General features: G+C 55.7%; 20 protein-coding genes and 1 tRNA gene. 8 read left to right on the top strand and 13 right to left on the bottom strand.

The annotated features are described in order from the left end of the window. Positions 1 to 190 precede the first annotated feature (190 nt). The 4 genes from JBO43_RS19935 to nlpA all read left to right on the top strand — a co-directional run bounded on the left by JBO43_RS19935 (position 191) and on the right by nlpA (position 2,375). Entirely contained in the window at positions 191 to 610 is a 420-nt protein-coding gene (locus JBO43_RS19935) for a GNAT family N-acetyltransferase (RefSeq protein WP_202674905.1), read from the top strand. Positions 611 to 681: 71 nt separating this feature from the next. Further along, the gene (locus JBO43_RS19930) at positions 682 to 1,011 is read left to right on the top strand and encodes an antitoxin (protein ID WP_331251906.1); all 330 of its coding nucleotides are present in this window, start codon (positions 682 to 684) and stop codon (positions 1,009 to 1,011) included. Between the two features lie 2 nt (positions 1,012 to 1,013). Further along, the gene (locus JBO43_RS19925) at positions 1,014 to 1,412 is read left to right on the top strand and encodes a type II toxin-antitoxin system VapC family toxin (protein WP_202674904.1); all 399 of its coding nucleotides are present in this window, start codon (positions 1,014 to 1,016) and stop codon (positions 1,410 to 1,412) included. A gap of 153 nt (positions 1,413 to 1,565) precedes the next feature. Then, positions 1,566 to 2,375: a lipoprotein NlpA gene (gene nlpA, locus JBO43_RS19920; RefSeq protein WP_202674903.1), complete on the top strand. Its 810-nt coding sequence runs from the start codon at positions 1,566 to 1,568 to the stop codon at positions 2,373 to 2,375. 121 nt (positions 2,376 to 2,496) lie between these two features. Here the strand turns inward: nlpA and JBO43_RS19915 are convergent, their stop codons facing one another. The 11 genes from JBO43_RS19915 to JBO43_RS19865 form a co-directional block, all read right to left on the bottom strand. Then, complete coding sequence (locus JBO43_RS19915; protein ID WP_202674902.1) at positions 2,497 to 3,456, bottom strand: YbgA family protein; 960 nt, start codon at positions 3,454 to 3,456, stop codon at positions 2,497 to 2,499. Next, positions 3,453 to 3,998, bottom strand: a complete 546-nt coding sequence (locus JBO43_RS19910; protein WP_095280073.1) for a DUF3833 domain-containing protein — start codon at positions 3,996 to 3,998, stop codon at positions 3,453 to 3,455. Before JBO43_RS19910 ends, JBO43_RS19915 begins: the two co-directional genes overlap by 4 nt. After that, positions 3,995 to 4,480, bottom strand: a complete 486-nt coding sequence (locus tag JBO43_RS19905) for a DUF2878 domain-containing protein (protein WP_103950243.1) — start codon at positions 4,478 to 4,480, stop codon at positions 3,995 to 3,997. The genes JBO43_RS19910 and JBO43_RS19905 overlap by 4 nt, the downstream gene beginning before the upstream one ends. Further along, positions 4,477 to 5,697, bottom strand: a complete 1,221-nt coding sequence (locus tag JBO43_RS19900) for an SAM-dependent methyltransferase (protein WP_202674901.1) — start codon at positions 5,695 to 5,697, stop codon at positions 4,477 to 4,479. The genes JBO43_RS19905 and JBO43_RS19900 overlap by 4 nt, the downstream gene beginning before the upstream one ends. Further along, positions 5,694 to 6,416 carry a DUF1365 domain-containing protein gene (locus JBO43_RS19895; RefSeq protein WP_202674900.1) on the bottom strand — a complete coding sequence of 241 codons (723 nt, stop codon included), beginning with the start codon at positions 6,414 to 6,416 and terminating at the stop codon, positions 5,694 to 5,696. The genes JBO43_RS19900 and JBO43_RS19895 overlap by 4 nt, the downstream gene beginning before the upstream one ends. Beyond that, on the bottom strand, positions 6,413 to 7,669 hold the full coding sequence (locus JBO43_RS19890; protein WP_202674899.1) for an NAD(P)/FAD-dependent oxidoreductase: 1,257 nt from the start codon (positions 7,667 to 7,669) through the stop codon (positions 6,413 to 6,415). The genes JBO43_RS19895 and JBO43_RS19890 overlap by 4 nt, the downstream gene beginning before the upstream one ends. Then, complete coding sequence (locus JBO43_RS19885; protein ID WP_202674898.1) at positions 7,666 to 8,385, bottom strand: SDR family NAD(P)-dependent oxidoreductase; 720 nt, start codon at positions 8,383 to 8,385, stop codon at positions 7,666 to 7,668. The genes JBO43_RS19890 and JBO43_RS19885 overlap by 4 nt, the downstream gene beginning before the upstream one ends. Then, positions 8,382 to 8,807 carry a nuclear transport factor 2 family protein gene (locus JBO43_RS19880; protein ID WP_095280084.1) on the bottom strand — a complete coding sequence of 142 codons (426 nt, stop codon included), beginning with the start codon at positions 8,805 to 8,807 and terminating at the stop codon, positions 8,382 to 8,384. Before JBO43_RS19880 ends, JBO43_RS19885 begins: the two co-directional genes overlap by 4 nt. Before the next feature lie 182 nt (positions 8,808 to 8,989). Then, positions 8,990 to 9,400, bottom strand: coding sequence for a hydroxyisourate hydrolase (gene uraH, locus JBO43_RS19875; protein WP_095280086.1), 411 nt, complete (start codon positions 9,398 to 9,400; stop codon positions 8,990 to 8,992). A 97-nt stretch (positions 9,401 to 9,497) separates the two neighbouring features. Next, the gene (locus JBO43_RS19870; protein WP_095280087.1) at positions 9,498 to 10,226 is read right to left on the bottom strand and encodes a MerR family transcriptional regulator; all 729 of its coding nucleotides are present in this window, start codon (positions 10,224 to 10,226) and stop codon (positions 9,498 to 9,500) included. A gap of 52 nt (positions 10,227 to 10,278) precedes the next feature. Then, complete coding sequence (locus JBO43_RS19865) at positions 10,279 to 10,713, bottom strand: hypothetical protein (RefSeq protein WP_202674897.1); 435 nt, start codon at positions 10,711 to 10,713, stop codon at positions 10,279 to 10,281. A 138-nt stretch (positions 10,714 to 10,851) separates the two neighbouring features. Between JBO43_RS19865 and JBO43_RS19860 the strand changes: the two genes are divergently transcribed. Then, a complete protein-coding gene (locus JBO43_RS19860) occupies positions 10,852 to 11,850 on the top strand; it encodes a class I SAM-dependent methyltransferase (RefSeq protein ID WP_202674896.1) in 999 nt (332 codons plus the stop codon). 76 nt (positions 11,851 to 11,926) lie between these two features. Here the strand turns inward: JBO43_RS19860 and JBO43_RS19855 are convergent, their stop codons facing one another. Next, positions 11,927 to 12,217 (bottom strand): SymE family type I addiction module toxin, encoded by a 291-nt coding sequence (locus JBO43_RS19855; RefSeq protein WP_103947697.1) that lies wholly within the window; start codon positions 12,215 to 12,217, stop codon positions 11,927 to 11,929. Between the two features lie 137 nt (positions 12,218 to 12,354). Between JBO43_RS19855 and JBO43_RS19850 the strand changes: the two genes are divergently transcribed. Continuing rightward, complete coding sequence (locus tag JBO43_RS19850; RefSeq protein WP_103947757.1) at positions 12,355 to 12,546, top strand: toxin-antitoxin system HicB family antitoxin; 192 nt, start codon at positions 12,355 to 12,357, stop codon at positions 12,544 to 12,546. 372 nt (positions 12,547 to 12,918) lie between these two features. On the opposite strand, the gene JBO43_RS19845 is transcribed toward JBO43_RS19850, so the two are convergent. Next, positions 12,919 to 13,013: transfer RNA gene (locus JBO43_RS19845), tRNA-Sec, on the bottom strand. 282 nt (positions 13,014 to 13,295) lie between these two features. Between JBO43_RS19845 and JBO43_RS19840 the strand changes: the two genes are divergently transcribed. Beyond that, positions 13,296 to 14,690 (top strand): glycoside-pentoside-hexuronide family transporter, encoded by a 1,395-nt coding sequence (locus JBO43_RS19840; RefSeq protein WP_095280111.1) that lies wholly within the window; start codon positions 13,296 to 13,298, stop codon positions 14,688 to 14,690. A gap of 12 nt (positions 14,691 to 14,702) precedes the next feature. Continuing rightward, positions 14,703 to 17,021, top strand: coding sequence for an alpha-xylosidase (gene yicI / locus JBO43_RS19835; RefSeq protein ID WP_202674895.1), 2,319 nt, complete (start codon positions 14,703 to 14,705; stop codon positions 17,019 to 17,021). Positions 17,022 to 17,178: the final 157 nt, after the last annotated feature.

Raw genomic sequence — 17,178 nt, 5'->3', positions numbered from 1 at the left:
CGCCGCGCTGAGAGTGAGAATGATCGTTCTCATTTTTGGTTATTATACGTTTCAGGAAGGTATTGGAAAGCGCTTTTTTATTTACATATTGAAAGGATATTTCCACAACGAAATAAAGGAGAGAATAAGGAGTTTTTATGAAGATAAAGCTGTGAGATAGTCAAATTGCGCTGAAAATAAGGAGAACAAAATGCAATTGAGCGTCACTAATAACATCACCGAAGATGATAAAGCAGAGCTTTTGAATGGGCTGAGATCCCATAATCGACAGTTTATTGATTTTTCCACGGTCGGTGGCGATATCGCTGTTTATGCACGTGACGACAATGGCGTGATGACGGGCGGGTTGATCGGCAACCGCAAAGGGGAATGGCTGAACATCGACTATTTGTGGGTGAATAGCGATGTGCGGGGTTGCGGATTGGGCGGCAAGCTGATGAGCGCCGCCGAAGAACAGGCCAGACAACAAGGTTGCCTGCACGCGCTGGTGGATACGTTCAGTTTCCAGGCGCGGCCCTTTTATGAAAAGCAGGGCTATCAGCTGCAAATGACGCTGGAGGATTTTCCCCTCAAAGGTATGCAGCGGCATTATCTGGCGAAAAAACTGTAACCCCTGATGCCCGGTGGCGCTGCGCTTACCGGGCCTACTATAAGATGCGAGCCGCTTTCCTAATTTGAGTCATGATGCTTGTCTTCCTGTCCCTCGATGGCTCATTCTTTGGCCTGGTCAATAAACCCGCAGAGGTGGCAATGGAACGCACAGTAAAAATCTTCAAAAAGGGCCGCCGTCAGGCCGTCAGATTACCCGCAGATTTTGAATTTGATACGGATAGTGTCTACATCCGCAGAGATGAGTATGGGAACGTGGTGCTATCTGTAAAAACTCATCGTGAGTACCACAGAGATATATTTTTAAACCTGTTAAAGCTAACGGATGTCCCGGAATCATTCCTGAGTAAAGAGGAGCGCAATCAAGGGTTCGCAGACAGGGACCCTTTCGAAGGAATGTAGAAATGCGGCATATGCTTGATACTAATATTGTGAGCTATATCGTCAGAAAGCATCCAGATGTGCTTAATAAATATTCATATACGGCGCTCGAAGATATTTGTATTTCCAGCGTCACTGAAGCGGAACTGCTTTACGGCGTGGCCAAAAAGCAAAGCAGTTCATTAACCGCAAAAATACTGGAGTTTCTGAATACGGTTACCGTATGTAACTGGGATCGTGAAGCAGCGGAAAGCTACGGCATACTTCGAGCCTCAATGGAAAAAGAAGGAAAGGTTATGGGGGCGCTCGATCAGCTGCTTGCCGCCCATGTGGTGAGTCGCGGTGCTACGTTTGTCACTAACGATCGCGCCTTCGCTATGGTGCAGGGATTGAACGTGGAAGACTGGACTGCAGAGCAGTAACGCCTGACGCCCGGTGGCGCTGCGCTTACCGGGCCTACAATGTCGTCAGCACGCACATATAACTTTTCCTTCTGGTTGATTCTTTTTCGGTTTTTAGCGTACCGCTTCGTTGTCGATATAGTCGTTTAAACGTTTATCAAAAGGATCTGTCTCGTGAAACTTTCTTTACCTCGATTTGGTGCATTAGTTCTTACGGGTCTGCTGCTGGCGGGCTGTGACCAGGGCGGCAGCGATGCCAAACACATTAAAGTCGGCGTGATTAACGGCGCTGAACAGGATGTGGCGGAAGTCGCCAAAAAAGTGGCGAAAGAGAAATACGGTCTGGATGTCGAACTGGTCGGTTTTAGCGGCTCGCTGCTGCCTAACGATGCGACCAACCACGGCGAACTGGATGCAAATGTGTTCCAGCATCGCCCGTTCCTGGCGGAAGATAACAAAGCGCATGGCTATAAATTAGTGGCGGTCGCTAACACCTTTGTCTTCCCGATGGCCGGTTATTCCCGCAAGGTCAAAGCCGTATCAGAGCTGAAGGATGGCGCAACCATTGCCATACCTAACGACCCGACCAATCTTGGGCGCGCGCTGTTGCTGCTGCAAAAAGAGAAGCTGATTACGCTGACACCGGACGTCGGCCTGCTGCCAACGGCGCTCGACATCACCGCCAACCCGAAAAAACTGAACATCATGGAGCTGGAAGGCGCACAGCTGCCGCGCGTGCTGGACGACCCTAAAGTGGACGTGGCGATTATCAGCACCACCTATTTGCAGCAAACCGGGCTGTCACCGGTGCATGACGGCGTGTTTATCGAAGATAAAAACTCGCCTTACGTGAATATTGTGGTAACGCGCGAAGACAACAAAGACGCTGAAAACGTGAAGGAATTTATTCAGTCGTACCAGTCGCCGGAAGTGGCGAAAGCGGCGGAAAAAATCTTTAACGGCGGGGCGGTGCCGGGCTGGTAAAGTGCGTGGCAAAGCAGGCCTCGGCCTCGAATAAACAAAAAAAAGACGACAGTGAGGTTTGTCGTCTAAAAACGGGGTGCGTGTAAGGACCTTTTGGGCTAAAGGTCTCTCGTTTTGAAAATCAGGTAATCGCCAGCCGCAGCCCCAAATCCTGCGGGTACGGGTCGAAGTAGTTTTGCGTCAGAAGATAGTTGTCAGGATGTTCGGCCAGATAATGCTTGAGCAGCGTGAGCGGGGCGAGGATCGGCAACTGTCCGGCGCGGTAGTTAAGTATCACTTCGCGCAGCTCCAGGCGCTGGCGGGCGTTGAGCTGTTCGCGGAAATAGCCCTGAATGTGCATCAGCACGTTGGTGTGGTTTTTACGTGAGGCGGGCTGCTTCATGATCGCCATCAGCTTGTCGCGGTAGGCGACAAAAAACGCCTCCAGATCCTGCCACTCGTGCATCGACGCCACGAACGGGCCGATTTCGCGGTACGCCGCCTGGTTATGGGCCAGCAGCTGCAGTTTGTAGCGGCTGTGATACGCCAGCAGCGCGCGGCGCGTCAGGCCTTTGGCGCGGATCGCATTCAGCTCGTGCAGGGCAAAAATCCGCGCGATGAAGTTCTCGCGCAGGACCGGGTCGTGCAGCCGACCGTCTTCCTCCACCGGCAGCCACGGGTATTTTTCCTGCATCGCGGCAGTGAACGCCCCGCTTCCCTCCTTCTGGCCGGGATTGCCTACTTCGTCGTAAATCCTCACGCGTTCCATGCCGCAGCTCGGGGATTTGGCGCAGACGATAAAGCCGTCGTAACCGGCGATCCCCGGCAAATAACCCGCAGCGAAATCAGCCATTTTGTCGGTCACATCTTCGTGCGGCGCGAAGGTAAAGCGCACGCGCATGTCGCCGTCGGGCGCTTTCACCAGACGCAGCGCCGGGCGCGGAACGGGCAGGCCAATCGCCATTTCCGGGCAGACAGGTTTGAACGTCACCCACTGCGCCAGGGCATCCATTAAAAAGCCCATCCGTTTATGCCCACCGTCAAATCGCACGGCTGAGCCCGTCAGACATCCGCTAATACCGAGCGTGGGTTTGGTGTTCATGGTGTTGCTCCCTTACTGTCTTTCCGGGTGAAGAAAAGCGTGACGGTGCCGACGTTGAAACCAAACTTCGTCATCGCGGTTTTATTGAAAAGATGTGTGTCGTCCTGCAAATACATCCAGTCGTCGAAGTGCAACAGCCAGGTTTTGCCGTCGGCTTTGACGTTCATGCTGTAGCGCCAGTTGAAGGCGTTTCCTGCCGCCTGGCCGGTCGCCACGCCCTCGATATCTCCCGCACGACCTTCATAGCGATCGGCGCTGACGCGCCGGATGTGCCACACGCGCTGCTGTTTCTCGCCGTCGTCATACACGAACTGCTCGCTCAGGGTCAGGGTGTCGGCCTGCACTTCGCCATTTAACGCCACGTGGAAGCGGCGGATCTGCTTCCCGCTGCGGTCCTGCACCATGCCGAAGGCTTCGGTCTGGCCCTGAAAATAACGGAAGATATCGAGTTTTGGCGTTTTGCCCTGATACTCGCTGATATTTGTGCTGCAGCCCGCCAGCAGCATCAGCGCCGCCAGACTTACCGCCAGAAAACGTTTCATGGTTGCCTCCCGACCAGCAGGTGGAAAAAGAGGATCAGCACCAGCCATCCCATCGCCATCCAGCTCAGGACGATGAAGGCCGGGGCCTGAAAGACGATTGCATCCAGACGCTCGCCGAGAAAATAGGCCACCGGGCCACCTGCGGTACCCATCAGCACCAGCAGCCAGCGCGGCAGAGCGGTGGTGGTGGTGAGCTGGGTCCAGACGCAGGCAAACATCAGCCACAGGGCCATCATCCACAGTGGCAAAATCCCTTCGCCGTTAAAACGCAGGAGCCCGGTTAGCGACCAGAGCGTATCCAGAGAACTCCCCGCAACCGCCAGCAGAATGGCGTACAGTCGCTGGATCGGTTTCAACATCAGGCAGGCCAGCAGCGCCAGCGCGAGCCACACCATCACCCCGCGTTCGCGAAAGAAAACCACCATCGTCCAGTAAAAATCGAACGCGATGGCGAGGACGAAGACCTGCACGTGGCGGTTCATACGCGCTCTGCCATCAGCTGCACCACGCTGATGGTGCGGGCGTTGAACCCCGCTTCGCAGTACCCCAGGTAGTAGAGCCACATGCGACGGAAGCGTTCGTCGAAGCCGAGTTTTTCAATATCCTGCCAGGCGTGGAGGAAGCGCGTGCGCCAGTGCGTCAGGGTGCGCGCGTAGTCCGGGCCCATGTCGAACAGGTTGCGCACCACGAAATCCGTGTGGCGCGTCATGAGATCGCTCATCGCCGTGATGCTCGGCAAAAAGCCGCCGGGGAAGATGTAGCGCTGAATGAAATCGACGCTTTTGCTGTAGCTGCGGTAGCGCTGGTCCTGAATGGTGATCGCCTGAATCGCCATTTTGCCGCCGGGGCGCAGCCGCGCCTGGCAGGTGCGAAAGAATTCCGGCAAGAAGGTTTTGCCGACCGCTTCGATCATCTCCACCGACACCAGCTTGTCGTATTCCCCGGTTAAGTCGCGGTAATCGCAGAGCAAAACCTGAACCTTGTCCTGCAACCCGGCGCGGGCAATTCTTTCCTGCGCCCAGCAAAACTGCTCGTAGGACAGCGTGGTGGTGGTGACCCGACAGCCATAGTGGCGGGCGGCAAATTCGGCCATCGCGCCCCAGCCGGTGCCAATTTCCAGCAGGTGATCGTCCGGCGTCAGCGCCAGCTGTTCGCAGAGTCGCGCCATTTTGGCCTGCTGCGCGGTCGTCAAATCCTGATCGGGCGAGGCAAACAGGGCGCTGGAGTAAAGCAGCTCTTCGTCGAGGAACTGGGCGTAAAAGGTGTTGCCCAGATCGTAATGGGCGGCAATATTTTCCCGCGCCTGCTGGCGGTGGTTGCGCCGCGTCCAGTGGCGTAGCCGTTCGACAGGCCTGCCCAGCAGCCGAAATCCGCTCTCCAGCCGGGCAAGGGTTTTGCCGTTGAGGGCCAGAATGTGCAGTAGTGTGGTGAGCTGAGTTGTCTCCCATTCACCGTCCATCCAGGCTTCGGCGGCGGCAAGACTCCCGCCGGTCAGCAGGCGTCGGTAAAGCGTCGAGGAAAGGACGTCCACCTCGGCGTGCAGGGCCGCACTGGTATCGCCAAAATGGAACGTTTGGTTACCCTCGCGCACGGTCAGCGACCCCTGTTGCAAATCTCCCATCAGGCGGAACAGTAGCCAACGGGCCAGACGTGCGTGGCGCGGGCATTCTGGCTCAAGTGCATAAACAGGATCGGTCATGAGCGTTCACTCCTGCTGGCAGGATGGTTGTGAATAGGCACGCGTTTGAGCCACAGGCGCAGCGCCTGCCAGTAAATCGCGAGGACGGTTTTGAGCGTCATCAGCGGGATGCGCCACAGGAGCGAACGCAGCACGGAGCGGGTCAGGGGCTGACGGGCCAGCATCAGCGTGGCATCAAACACTTTGGTTTCCTGATGCGTTTCAATGTGCATGTGCAAGGTTTTTGCCGGGCAGTTGAAGCGCCAGTGGTAGACCATATCCATCGGATTAAACGGTGAAACGTGGAAGGCTTTCGCCATCGGGCGCGCCTCCTGGCCGTTCACCGCGTAGTAATGCCGCTCGTTCCACGGCGTGTTGCGCACTTCGGCGAGCACCCAGCGCAGTACGTCCTGGCGGTCGAAGCAGTAGTAAAAATTGACCGGATTAAAATGGATGCCGAAATAGCGCAGCTGGGTCAGGAGCATCACCCGCCCGTCGGGGCGTTCGCCGGTCAGCGTCTCCAGCCTGGCGAGAGCCTGCGCTTTGAGCGGCTCGCCCAGCGGATAATCGCGGTCGTAAAACGACGCTGCGGCAAAGCGATTGCGGCGAATACCCACTGATGGCAGGCGTTCCAGTTCGTCGAGATCGAGCCACGCCATAAACAGGCTGTAGCGGAAATGGTGTGGCCGGGGCAGCAGGCGGCGATGACGCAGCACGCCCTGATAGAGGCAACTGTTCATGTTCCCGCCCTCGCGATCCCCGCCACCACGTCGAGCGCGCTGCGCACGCCATCTTCGTGAAAACCGTTGTACCAGTAAGCGCCGCAGAACCAGCTTCGCTGCTGGCCGTTGATCTCGGTGCGACGCGACTGTGCGCGCCAGCTTTTGGGATTAAACAGCGGATGTTCATACACAAATCGCTGCCAGACATCGCGCTCGTTGATGGGGGCATCCGGATTGAGGGTGACGCAGAACAGCGGCGCGCCCTCTGGCAGACTCTGCAAAATATTCATGCTGTAGGTGACGCAGGCGCTGTTTTGTTCCTGGTCGCTCAGGCGGTAGTTCCAGCTTGCCCAGGCGCGCTCGCGTACCGGCAGCCAGCGTCGGTCGCTGTGCAGCACCACCTCGTTACGCTGCCAGCCGATGTCGCCGAGGATCTGTTTTTCCGCAAGGCTTGGGTTATTCAGCAGCGCCAGCGCCTGCCCGGAGTGACAGGCGAAAATGACCTGATCGAAGCTGTGTGTTCCGTCGGCAAGCTCAATGTCCACGCGGTGGGGATGGCGGATCACCTTCTGCACCGGCGCATTCGTGCGCAGCGTCAGGCGATCGCCCAGTTGCGTGACGAGGGCGCGGACATATTCGCGCGATCCACCGGGCACCACGTACCACTGGGGACGATGGGTGATGTCCAGCAGCCCGTGATTCTCAAAAAAGCGTAAAAACAGCGCCAGCGGAAAACGGCGCATCTCCTGCAACGACGAGGACCAGATGGCCGCGCCCATCGGCAGGATGTAGTGCCGGGCGAAGAACGGGCTAAAGTGATGCTGTTCCAGGAACGTTTGCAACGTGTGGTTATTGCTGGAGCCTTCGCGCAGCGCCTGCTTCGCCAGTGTGTTAAAACGCACGATCGATCTGAGCAGCCGCCAGAACGTGGGGCTGACCAGATTACGCCGCTGGGCAAACAGGGTAGAAAGCGTGTGGCCGTTATATTCCAGCCCGCTCACTGGATTGTGGACTGAAAAACTCATCTGCGTTTTCTGTCCGCTGAGGCCTAACTCGCTGAGCAGGCCCATAAAGCGCGGATAGGTGCGGTCGTTATAGACAATAAATCCGGTATCGATAGCAAACTGGCCCGACGGCGTGGTGACATCGACCGTGGCGGTATGGCCGCCGACGGTAGGGGCCGCCTCGAACAGCGTCACCTGATGGTGCCCGGCCAGCCGCCAGGCGCAGGTCAGCCCGGCGATGCCGCTGCCGATGATGGCGATGTTCATGAGCGCACCATCCGGCGCAGCAGCGCGTTCTGCATAAACTGAGGCAGTGACGCCAGCAGGCGCAAAACCAGACTGAATCCGCTGGGGAAGGCGATGTGCGCTCGGCCTTTCGCCACGCCTTGGCGGATGGCGGCCACGGCCTGCTCGACGCTCACTTTCGCGGGCATCGGGAAATCATTTTTGCGCGTCAGGGGCGTGTCGACAAAGCCTGGGGAGACGACCGTCACGGCCACGCCTTTTGGCTCCCAGTCCAGACGCAAACTGTTGGCAAACCACGTCAGCGCCGCTTTGGACGCGCCGTATGCCTCCGCGCGCGGGAAGTGCAGCCAGTGCGCCATCGAGCTGACCAGCACCACGCGGCTGCCGGGCGCGAGTATGTTCTGCAACGCAGCCAGACAATTTATCGGTCCAGTAAAATTGGCGCTCATCACCCGCGCGATCAGATCGACGTCGATCACCCCATGATCGAGATATTCGCAGGTTCCGGCGCACAACACGGCGAGATCCACGCGGCAATCGGCCAGCGCCTCGCGACAGGCCTGCGCGTCGGTCATGTCAAACTGACGCAGAGAGATCAGCGGGCTGTACTGGCGCAGGGCCTCAAGGCGGGCAGCATCCCTGCCGCAGGCAATGACGCGGCAGCCGTCATCCGCCCAGGACTTCGCCAGTCCCTCGCCAATCCCTGAGCTGGCGCCGGTGATGAGGACAGTCATCATGGGCGCACCCTCCTTTTCACACCGCGCACCGCCCAGCCGAGGACGGGCAGGTGTTCGTAAATCATCTCTCCGGCATCGTAATAATCCCGCTGACGTTTCACCGTGCCGTCCTGGATTTCCACCACGGAACAGCCCGGCAGCGCCAGCGTCTCGCCGTCCGTCAAACGCGGATGCGACCAGTGCATGGTCCAGGTGAGGGCGAAACGGTCGCCGTCGATGAACGGCTTATCGATCGAGAAATGACATTTGTCGACGTTGGCCAGCAGATGGGTGAAGTAGCGCTGGATCGCGAACAACCCCTGATGCTCACCGAAGGGATCAATCAGCACCGCTTCAGGGTGATAGAGCGCAGGCAGCGCCGATGGCGGCTGGTTTTCCAGCCCGGCGTAGTAACTCATAAACCGATCGATGACGGCGCTCATTGTTTCACCCTTGCAGTGGACGATCCTGGAAAAAACGTATAATTAAAACTTACACAAACACGCATATTTGTCCAAGTTTGATTCGAGTTATTTTTTATTTATGATTTATTTCAGATGGATAGGTTGAGTGTTTTTGTCCGGTAAAATGCGCTCCCGATAGCGGGGCGGGAGCGCGAGACGGGTCAGCTACCCTTGTAGGTGGAGTAGCCGTACTGGCTCAGCAGGAGTGGGATGTGCAGTTTTTCGTTGGTTTTGGTGACGGTGAACAGCACCGGGACCTCCGGGAAAAACGTGGCCATTTTCTGGCTCTGGAAGTAGTCGCCGGTTTTAAAGGTCACTTTATACACGCCGGGCTGCATATCCTGATCCTCTGGATACAGCGACTTAATGCGCCCGTCGTGGTCAGTTTTGCCGCTCGCTAGCATGGCCCAGTTGCCCTGCTGCTGTTTTTCCAGTGTGACTGTGACATCTGGCGGTGGGGTGCCCGTTTGCTGGTTGAGAATATGCACGCTCAGGGTCCCCATCGGCGCGCTAAAGGCGAAAGGTGCAAAGGCGATGGAGGATAAAAGCAGTAGGCCGGAGATTTTATTCATGTTGTTTTCCTGTTTAGTGGTGAATACAGGAAACGTTAGCATTCTGGCGGCAGGAAAATATTCAATCTTTCGTGATAACTCGCGTAGGGAATATTGATTACAGGGTAATCATTTCCAGAGAAATAACCTGCTGCTGCCACTGCTCGACCTGTTTTTTACGCGCAGCAGTTAATTTACCGGTAGTGACAAGTAGCCATTTCCGATCCGGGAAAATCTCCGGTGCCAGCGTAGCAGGCGGTATAGGGAGCACGTCAATGCGATGACCTTGCCCGGTGCGTTTGAGCGCTTCGAGCCAGATTTCACACGGGTCGTTTAGATGCCAGCCGGTTAACAGATAATTATCGCCCGGTGCGCGTTTATCCCCTTCGAGGCAAAATGAGGTATAGGAAATAATAATTCCATCGAGGATTTCACGCAGAGTCATTATTGCTGGAATATTCGCTGACACCTGACTTCGTAGCGGGCGCAATACTTCGGTGACTAATTCCGGGCGTGGTGATTCACGGCCTGAATCGTATATCAGCTGACGCAGAGATTCGATTTTGCCCTCTTTGAGGCGCTGTAACATGCTCTCTTGCAGAGTGAGCCAGTTATTGGTGCGGCGCGCGCCGGGCCGTGCCAGCAGTGGCTTGACCTGGCTGACGGGAACGCCTTTTTTCACCCAGTCGAGAATTTTCAGCGCTTCCTGCACGTCGGCATCGCTGTAAAGACGATGTCCGCCGTCGGTGCGAAGGGGTTTCAGCAAGCCATAGCGGCGCTGCCACGCCCGCAGCGTGGTGGCGGTGATGCCGCAAAGTCGGGCGAATTCGCCGATGGAGTAAGACATGGGGTACGCCTGCTGATCAAGATGACTCTCAATATACTACGAATTTTGACTGTCAGGAGCACATGTGATTGAACGGTCCCGGCGGGCAGGGGCGCAGGATGGTGTGGATGCGCTCCTCTTTGAACGTATACATGCCGCCGGAGAACGGGTCGACGATGAACCAGCCCGGCACGCCGAAGAAGATGATATTGCCAAAGGTGTACCAGCGGCTGAAGCGGTACTCCAGCGGCATCATCGTCGAGTAGTAACCCTCCTGTTTGAGCGTCAGCGTGTACTCCCGTTTGCCGAAATAGCTGCCGTCCGATTTCTTTAGCACCACGGATTGCGGCGTCTGACCGGTGGCGATCATATTGCCGTCGCGGTCGATAATCGCATAGTACGCAACCGGGTTGCTGTCGATATACACCGTCTCTTCGCTGCTGCCGACAAGGCTGGCACAACCCGTCAACAGCAATGGCAACAGCAGCTGCCAAACCTTTTTCATCATCCTGAACGCTCCCTTTCGTATATCTTTTCAGAGCGGCACAGGTGAGCAGAAAATTAAGGCATATCGTGCATTTTTCGTAGGGCAATGCCGTCCCGTTTGCATAGACTTCCGTTTAGGGTCGAACGGGGGGATGACGAGATGAAATGGCAATCTTTTCGCGGTGATGCACCGGCTGATATGACGATTTATAGCGCATCGTTCCCCGATATTAGCGACCAATGGCCGATGAAAGACGATGTCACGCGAGAGATCAATGCCCTCAATCAGGCCATGAAAGCCAACCCTGAACTGCTGCCCCCCCTGCTCGAAGAGGGCGAAAACGGCCTACCGAGGTTGATCCCGCAGCATCTCCATTCCGACCAGGCATACCGCACGCGGCCTGCAATGGCGGCCTGGCGTGCGCGGCTGGTGCCCTCCGCGCTGGCGCTGTTTGTGGTGCAAAATCCGCTGGAAGAGCGCCTGCCCGAAGGTACGCGGATGGACAGCGAAAGCCGCCAGTGGTTTATCCACGCCAACGATGCCATCGGCGTGCGATCCCGCGCGCAGGTGCTGGGCGCGTTGGTGGACAAATACATCCGCAATGAGATTGAAAGCGACTGGATAAGCCTGGCGAGCGGCGCGGCGATCCCGGTGCTGGAGGCCCTGCGCACCGCGAAGCTGGACGGGCAGAAAGTGCATCTCTCGCTGGTGGACGACGACCCCGTCGCCCTGCGTTGGGCAGAAACGATGGCGGCACAGGAGGGGCTAAACGTCGGGGAACAGCTGACGCTGCTCAAGCGCCATTTGGTGCATACCCTGATCCGCAGCGACGATTTAGTGCTGGAGCTGGGCGAACATCAGGCTGAACTGGTCGACGCGCTGGGAATTTTTGAATATTTCAACGACGTGGACGCGGTGATTTTCCTGCAACGCGCCCTGCGGCTGGTGAAGCCCGGCGGGGCGGTGATTGTGTCGAATATGCTCACAACCAGCCCGCAAATCGACTTCATTCTTCGCTGCATCGGCTGGGCGCACATCTTCCCGCGCTCGTTGCAGCAGTTGCAGGATATCCATCTGGCGGCAGGAATTCCGGTTGAGAATGTGACGGTGATTGTGCCGAAAGATGGGGTGTATGCGGTGATGGAGATTAGGGTTTAATCGGTTTTTTAGCTCGATCGGTCCCCTCTCCCCTTTGGGGAGAGGGTTAGGGTGAGGGGAAAATCCCGCACCAAACCTAATGCACCCCAACCAACGCCCCTTCAATCCCTTTCAACTTCGCCTGAGCCTGTTTTAATTCGTCCAGCAGCCGCTGTTCCTGCTCGCTGTACGCCACCAGAACAATGCACCCGTCCATGACTTTAACCGTCAGCTGTTGCCCGGTTTCAAACCCCGCAGTGCGAAGCCACTTGCCCGAAAGAATGATGTTCGGTGTGGTTTTGTCGAGAACATTTGGACGATATCCCACAATTATCGTGCGCTCGGTTCCGGTTGCGCCGGTGTCTGGGGTAGAATGCGAATCAGCCATAATCAACTCCTTGATAGTTGGTGAGGTTAGCTCTCGTCAGGTATTGCGAGTACTGGACGAGGGCGCTAAAAATTCAGGACGACTTGTTGTGTAGGTACGTACCTGTGTGGTTGAACTTTACTCTTATAGGTACGTACATGACAACTGCCAAACGTGATAAAGACCAGTCAAAGTCCGGAAAAGCACCTACCTTTCAGATGCGCATTACACCTGAGTTGAAGGCTCAGTTTGAAGAAGCTGCAAAAAGGGAGGGGATGAGTTTAGGGAATTGGCTCAAAACGCTAGGTAGAAAAGAGTTGCAAAATTTAGGTATTGAGCTGAAATTGTAATTATTCAGAGTTGAATGATTTTGATATTTATTAAAAGTCGAAAAAATAACACCCACATTTAATACCACTTCGTCTGAGAAAATATTAACTAATGATTTACGTCTCTGTTGATTGAAATATTCATCTGCTCATGAGTTGCAGGAATGAAAGTTGCATTTTATAAATGGTCTTATCGAATCCATAGCCTATATCATCTATCTTAGCAGATAGAATATATATAGAAAACGATCGCTGCTTTGATTCTGAAACACTTCACTACTTTCATTATTTTGGTAATGAGTACAAAAATGAGTAAAGTATTCTTTCAATGCATTGCGAAAATCTTTTAACTCTATTTAGAATTTAAGGAAAAAAACTGAATGGAAAACAAATTGGCGGAAGATCACAGGAGTCGAACCTGCCCGGGAACGCTGGCGTCCCCAACTGGATTTGAAATCCAGCCACCTCACCGGAGATGACGATCTTCCGCGCCTCGATTGCTACATGGAGGCGGTGCGCATTATAGCTACTTTCAGGCATTTACCACATCATTTCGCACAGTTTTTTCATCCTTCCTTGACCTGAATTATCCACTTTCACTTAAATCCTAAGAAAATCCTCAGGTTAGATTTTTTCTGCAACTTCTACGGCGATCACAAAAGAGAAGAAACGTAAGCAGCTAACCAGAAAACAGAATATCCGCTCCAGCGGGGATCGTTTACAACATCTGAAACCGGTCTCAGCGCCCCTACAGCGTCCAAGGATAAAAAATAATGAGCGAAATATTGTCTGTTAAGGAGAAGATTGGCTACGGCATGGGTGATGCCGCAAGCCATATCATCTTTGATAACGTCATGTTGTATATGATGTTTTTTTATACCGATATTTTCGGTATCCCCGCCGGATTTGTCGGCACCATGTTCCTGCTGGCGCGTGCGCTGGATGCGATTTCCGATCCGTGCATGGGGCTGCTCGCTGACCGTACTCGTAGTCGTTGGGGGAAATTCCGTCCGTGGATCTTATTTGGCGCGATCCCGTTTGGCATTGTCTGCGTGCTGGCGTACACCACGCCGGACCTCAGCCTGCACGGCAAAATGATTTATGCCGCCATTACCTACACGCTGCTGACCCTGCTCTACACCGTGGTGAACATCCCTTACTGCGCGCTCGGCGGCGTTATCACTAATGACCCGACGCAGCGAATCTCCCTGCAATCCTGGCGCTTCGTGCTGGCGACGGCAGGCGGCATGCTCTCTACAGTTTTGATGATGCCGCTGGTGAAACTGATTGGCGGCGAAGACAAAGCTTTTGGCTTCCAGGGCGGGATCGCCGTGCTGTCGGTCGTCGCATTCCTGATGCTGGCGTTCTGCTTCTTCACCACCAAAGAACGCATCCAGGTGCCGCCGAGCACCACTTCCATGCGTGAAGACTTGCGCGACATCTGGCACAACGACCAGTGGCGTGTCGTCGGCGTGCTCACCATCCTCAACATTCTCGCCGTCTGCGTACGTGGCGGCGCAATGATGTACTACTGCACCTGGATTATCGGCTCGCCAGAAATCTTCGTCGCGTTCCTCACCACCTACTGCGTCGGCAACCTGATCGGCTCTGCGCTCGCTAAACCGCTCACCGACTGGAAATGCAAAGTCAGCATCTTCTGGTGGACCAACGCCCTGCTGGCGGTGGCGAGTGTGGCGATGTTCTTCGTGCCGATGCATGCCACGTTCATGATGTTCAGCTTTATCTTCGTGATCGGTGTGCTGCACCAGCTGGTGACGCCAATCCAGTGGGTAATGATGTCCGACACCGTCGATTACGGCGAATGGACCAACGGCAAGCGCCTCACCGGGATTAGCTTTGCAGGCACGCTGTTTGTCCTGAAACTGGGCCTGGCGCTGGGCGGCGCGTTGATTGGCTGGATGCTGGCCGGCGGTGGCTACGATGCCGCAGCCAAAACCCAGAACAGCACCACCATCAGCATCATCATTGGTCTGTTCACCCTGGCCCCGGCGATCTGTTACGTGCTGAGCGCGATTATCGCCAAACGCTATTACACGCTGAAAACCCCGTTCCTGACCAAAATTATGGGCGAGCTGGCGCAAGGTGCGCGCCGCAACCAGCATGAGTTCGAGACTCTGCCGGTCAGCAAAGAATTGCAGAACTAAGAGGATGAAAGTATGAAAATCAGTGACGGAAACTGGCTAATCCAACCGGGTCTGAATGTGACTTACCCGGTGCAGGTGTTCGATGTTGAGCAGCAGGGAAATGACCTCGTGGTATACGTTGCGCCGCGCGATGTACGCGAACGCACCTGGCAGCTCGACACATTGATGTTTACGGTTCGCCTGTTCTCGCCGCAAGAAGGCATCGTCGGGGTGCGCATCGAGCATTTCCAGGGCGCGCTGGACAACGGCCCACACTATCCGCTCAATGTCCTTAAAGACGTTAATGTCCAGATTGAAAACACGGCGGAATTTGCCGAACTGAAAAGCGGCAACATCAGCGTGCGCGTCACCAAAGGTGAGTTCTGGGCACTGGATTTCCTGCGCGATGGGCAACGTATCACTGGCAGCCAACTGAAAAACAACGGCTACGTGCAGGACGGCAATACTGACAGCAACTACATGTTCGAGCGCCTGGATCTGGGCGTCGGCGAAGCGGTGTATGGCCTCGGCGAGCGCTTTACCGCCCTGGTGCGCAACGGCCAGACGGTTGAAACCTGGAACCGCGATGGCGGTACCAGCACCGAGCAGTCGTACAAAAACATTCCGTTCTACCTGACCAACCGTGGCTACGGCGTGCTGGTAAACCATCCAGAAAACGTCTCGTTTGAAGTCGGCTCGGAGAAAGTCTCCAAAGTGCAGTTCAGCGTGGAAGGCGAGTTTCTGGAATATTTTGTGATCGACGGCCCGACGCCGAAAGACGTTTTGAATCGCTATACGCAGTTCACCGGCCGCCCGGCGCTGCCGCCTGCGTGGTCGTTTGGCCTGTGGCTCACTACCTCGTTTACCACCAACTACGATGAAGCGACGGTGAACAGTTTTATCGACGGCATGGCGGAACGCGATCTGCCGCTGCACGTCTTCCACTTCGACTGTTTCTGGATGAAAGCCTTCCAGTGGTGCGACTTCGAGTGGGATCCGGTGACCTTCCCGGACCCGGAAGGGATGATCCGCCGCCTGAAGGAAAAGGGGCTGAAAGTCTGCGTGTGGATCAACCCGTACATCGGCCAGAAATCGCCGGTATTCAAAGAGCTAAAAGAGAAAGGCTATCTGCTTAAACGCCCGGATGGTTCCGTGTGGCAGTGGGATAAATGGCAGCCGGGTCTGGCGATTTATGACTTCACCAACCCGGAAGCATGTCAGTGGTACGCCGACAAGCTGAAAGGGCTGGTCGATATTGGCGTGGATTGCTTCAAAACTGACTTCGGTGAGCGTATCCCGACCGACGTGCTGTGGCATGACGGGTCCGATCCGCAGAAAATGCACAACCACTACGCCTATATCTATAACGAGCTGGTGTGGGACGTGATGAAAGAGACTGTCGGCGAAGAGGAAGCGGTACTGTTTGCGCGCTCCGCGTCAGTTGGCGCGCAGAAATTCCCAGTGCACTGGGGTGGAGACTGCTACGCCAACTACGAGTCGATGGCCGAAAGTCTGCGTGGCGGGCTGTCGATTGGTCTGTCGGGCTTTGGCTTCTGGAGCCACGATATCGGCGGGTTCGAGAACACCGCGCCTGCGCATGTGTATAAACGCTGGTGCGCCTTCGGGCTGTTCTCCAGCCATAGCCGCTTACACGGCAGCAAATCCTACCGTGTGCCGTGGGCGTACGATGATGAGTCCTGCGACGTGGTGCGCCACTTCACCCAGCTGAAATGCCGGATGATGCCGTACCTGTATCGTCAGGCGGCGTTGGCTCGTGAGGTCGGCACGCCGATGCTGCGTGCGATGATGCTCGAATTCCCGAACGATCCGGCGTGCGATTATCTGGACCGTCAGTACATGCTTGGGGATTCGGTGATGGTTGCACCAGTGTTTAGCGAGGCAGGTGATGTACAGTTTTATCTGCCGGAAGGCCGCTGGACGCATCTGTGGCATAACGACGAAGTGCAGGGTAGCCGCTGGCATAAACAGCAGCACGACTTCCAGAGTCTGCCGGTGTATGTGCGCGAAAATACCCTGCTGGCGCTCGGCAATAACAGTCAGAAGCCAGATTACGCCTGGCATGAAGGCACGGCATTCCAGTTGTTTAACCTGACTGACGGGTGCACGGCGGTGAGTGAAATCCCTGCGGCAGACGGCTCGGTGGTGTTTACGCTGACGGCTTCTCGTCAGGGTGATACGGTGACGGTCAGAGGTGAAGGCAACGCGCAGGACTGGTCAATCTGTTTGCGCAACGTGCAGCAGCTCTCGGGCGTCAAAGGCGGGTCACATGCGGGCAGCGAATGGGGCGTGGTGGTGAAAGCGCAGGGGAGTGAGGTGATTATTCATCTGTGATGCTTTCCCCTCACCCTAACCCTCTCCCCATGTACGGTCCGGGGACATGGTAGACAGGTGTTCGGGGACATGGTGAACACTATTTAACATCCTTTACCCATGGTGATCGACTTTTTCTTCAGGTCGATCACCCCCACTTTCGTGCTGTACCACCACA

This window comes from Lelliottia jeotgali, from assembly GCF_016771845.1.
GTDB lineage: Bacteria > Pseudomonadota > Gammaproteobacteria > Enterobacterales > Enterobacteriaceae > Enterobacter > Enterobacter jeotgali.
Note: the sequence above shows the minus strand (reverse complement) of the source record. Positions and strands in the feature narration are given on the sequence as shown.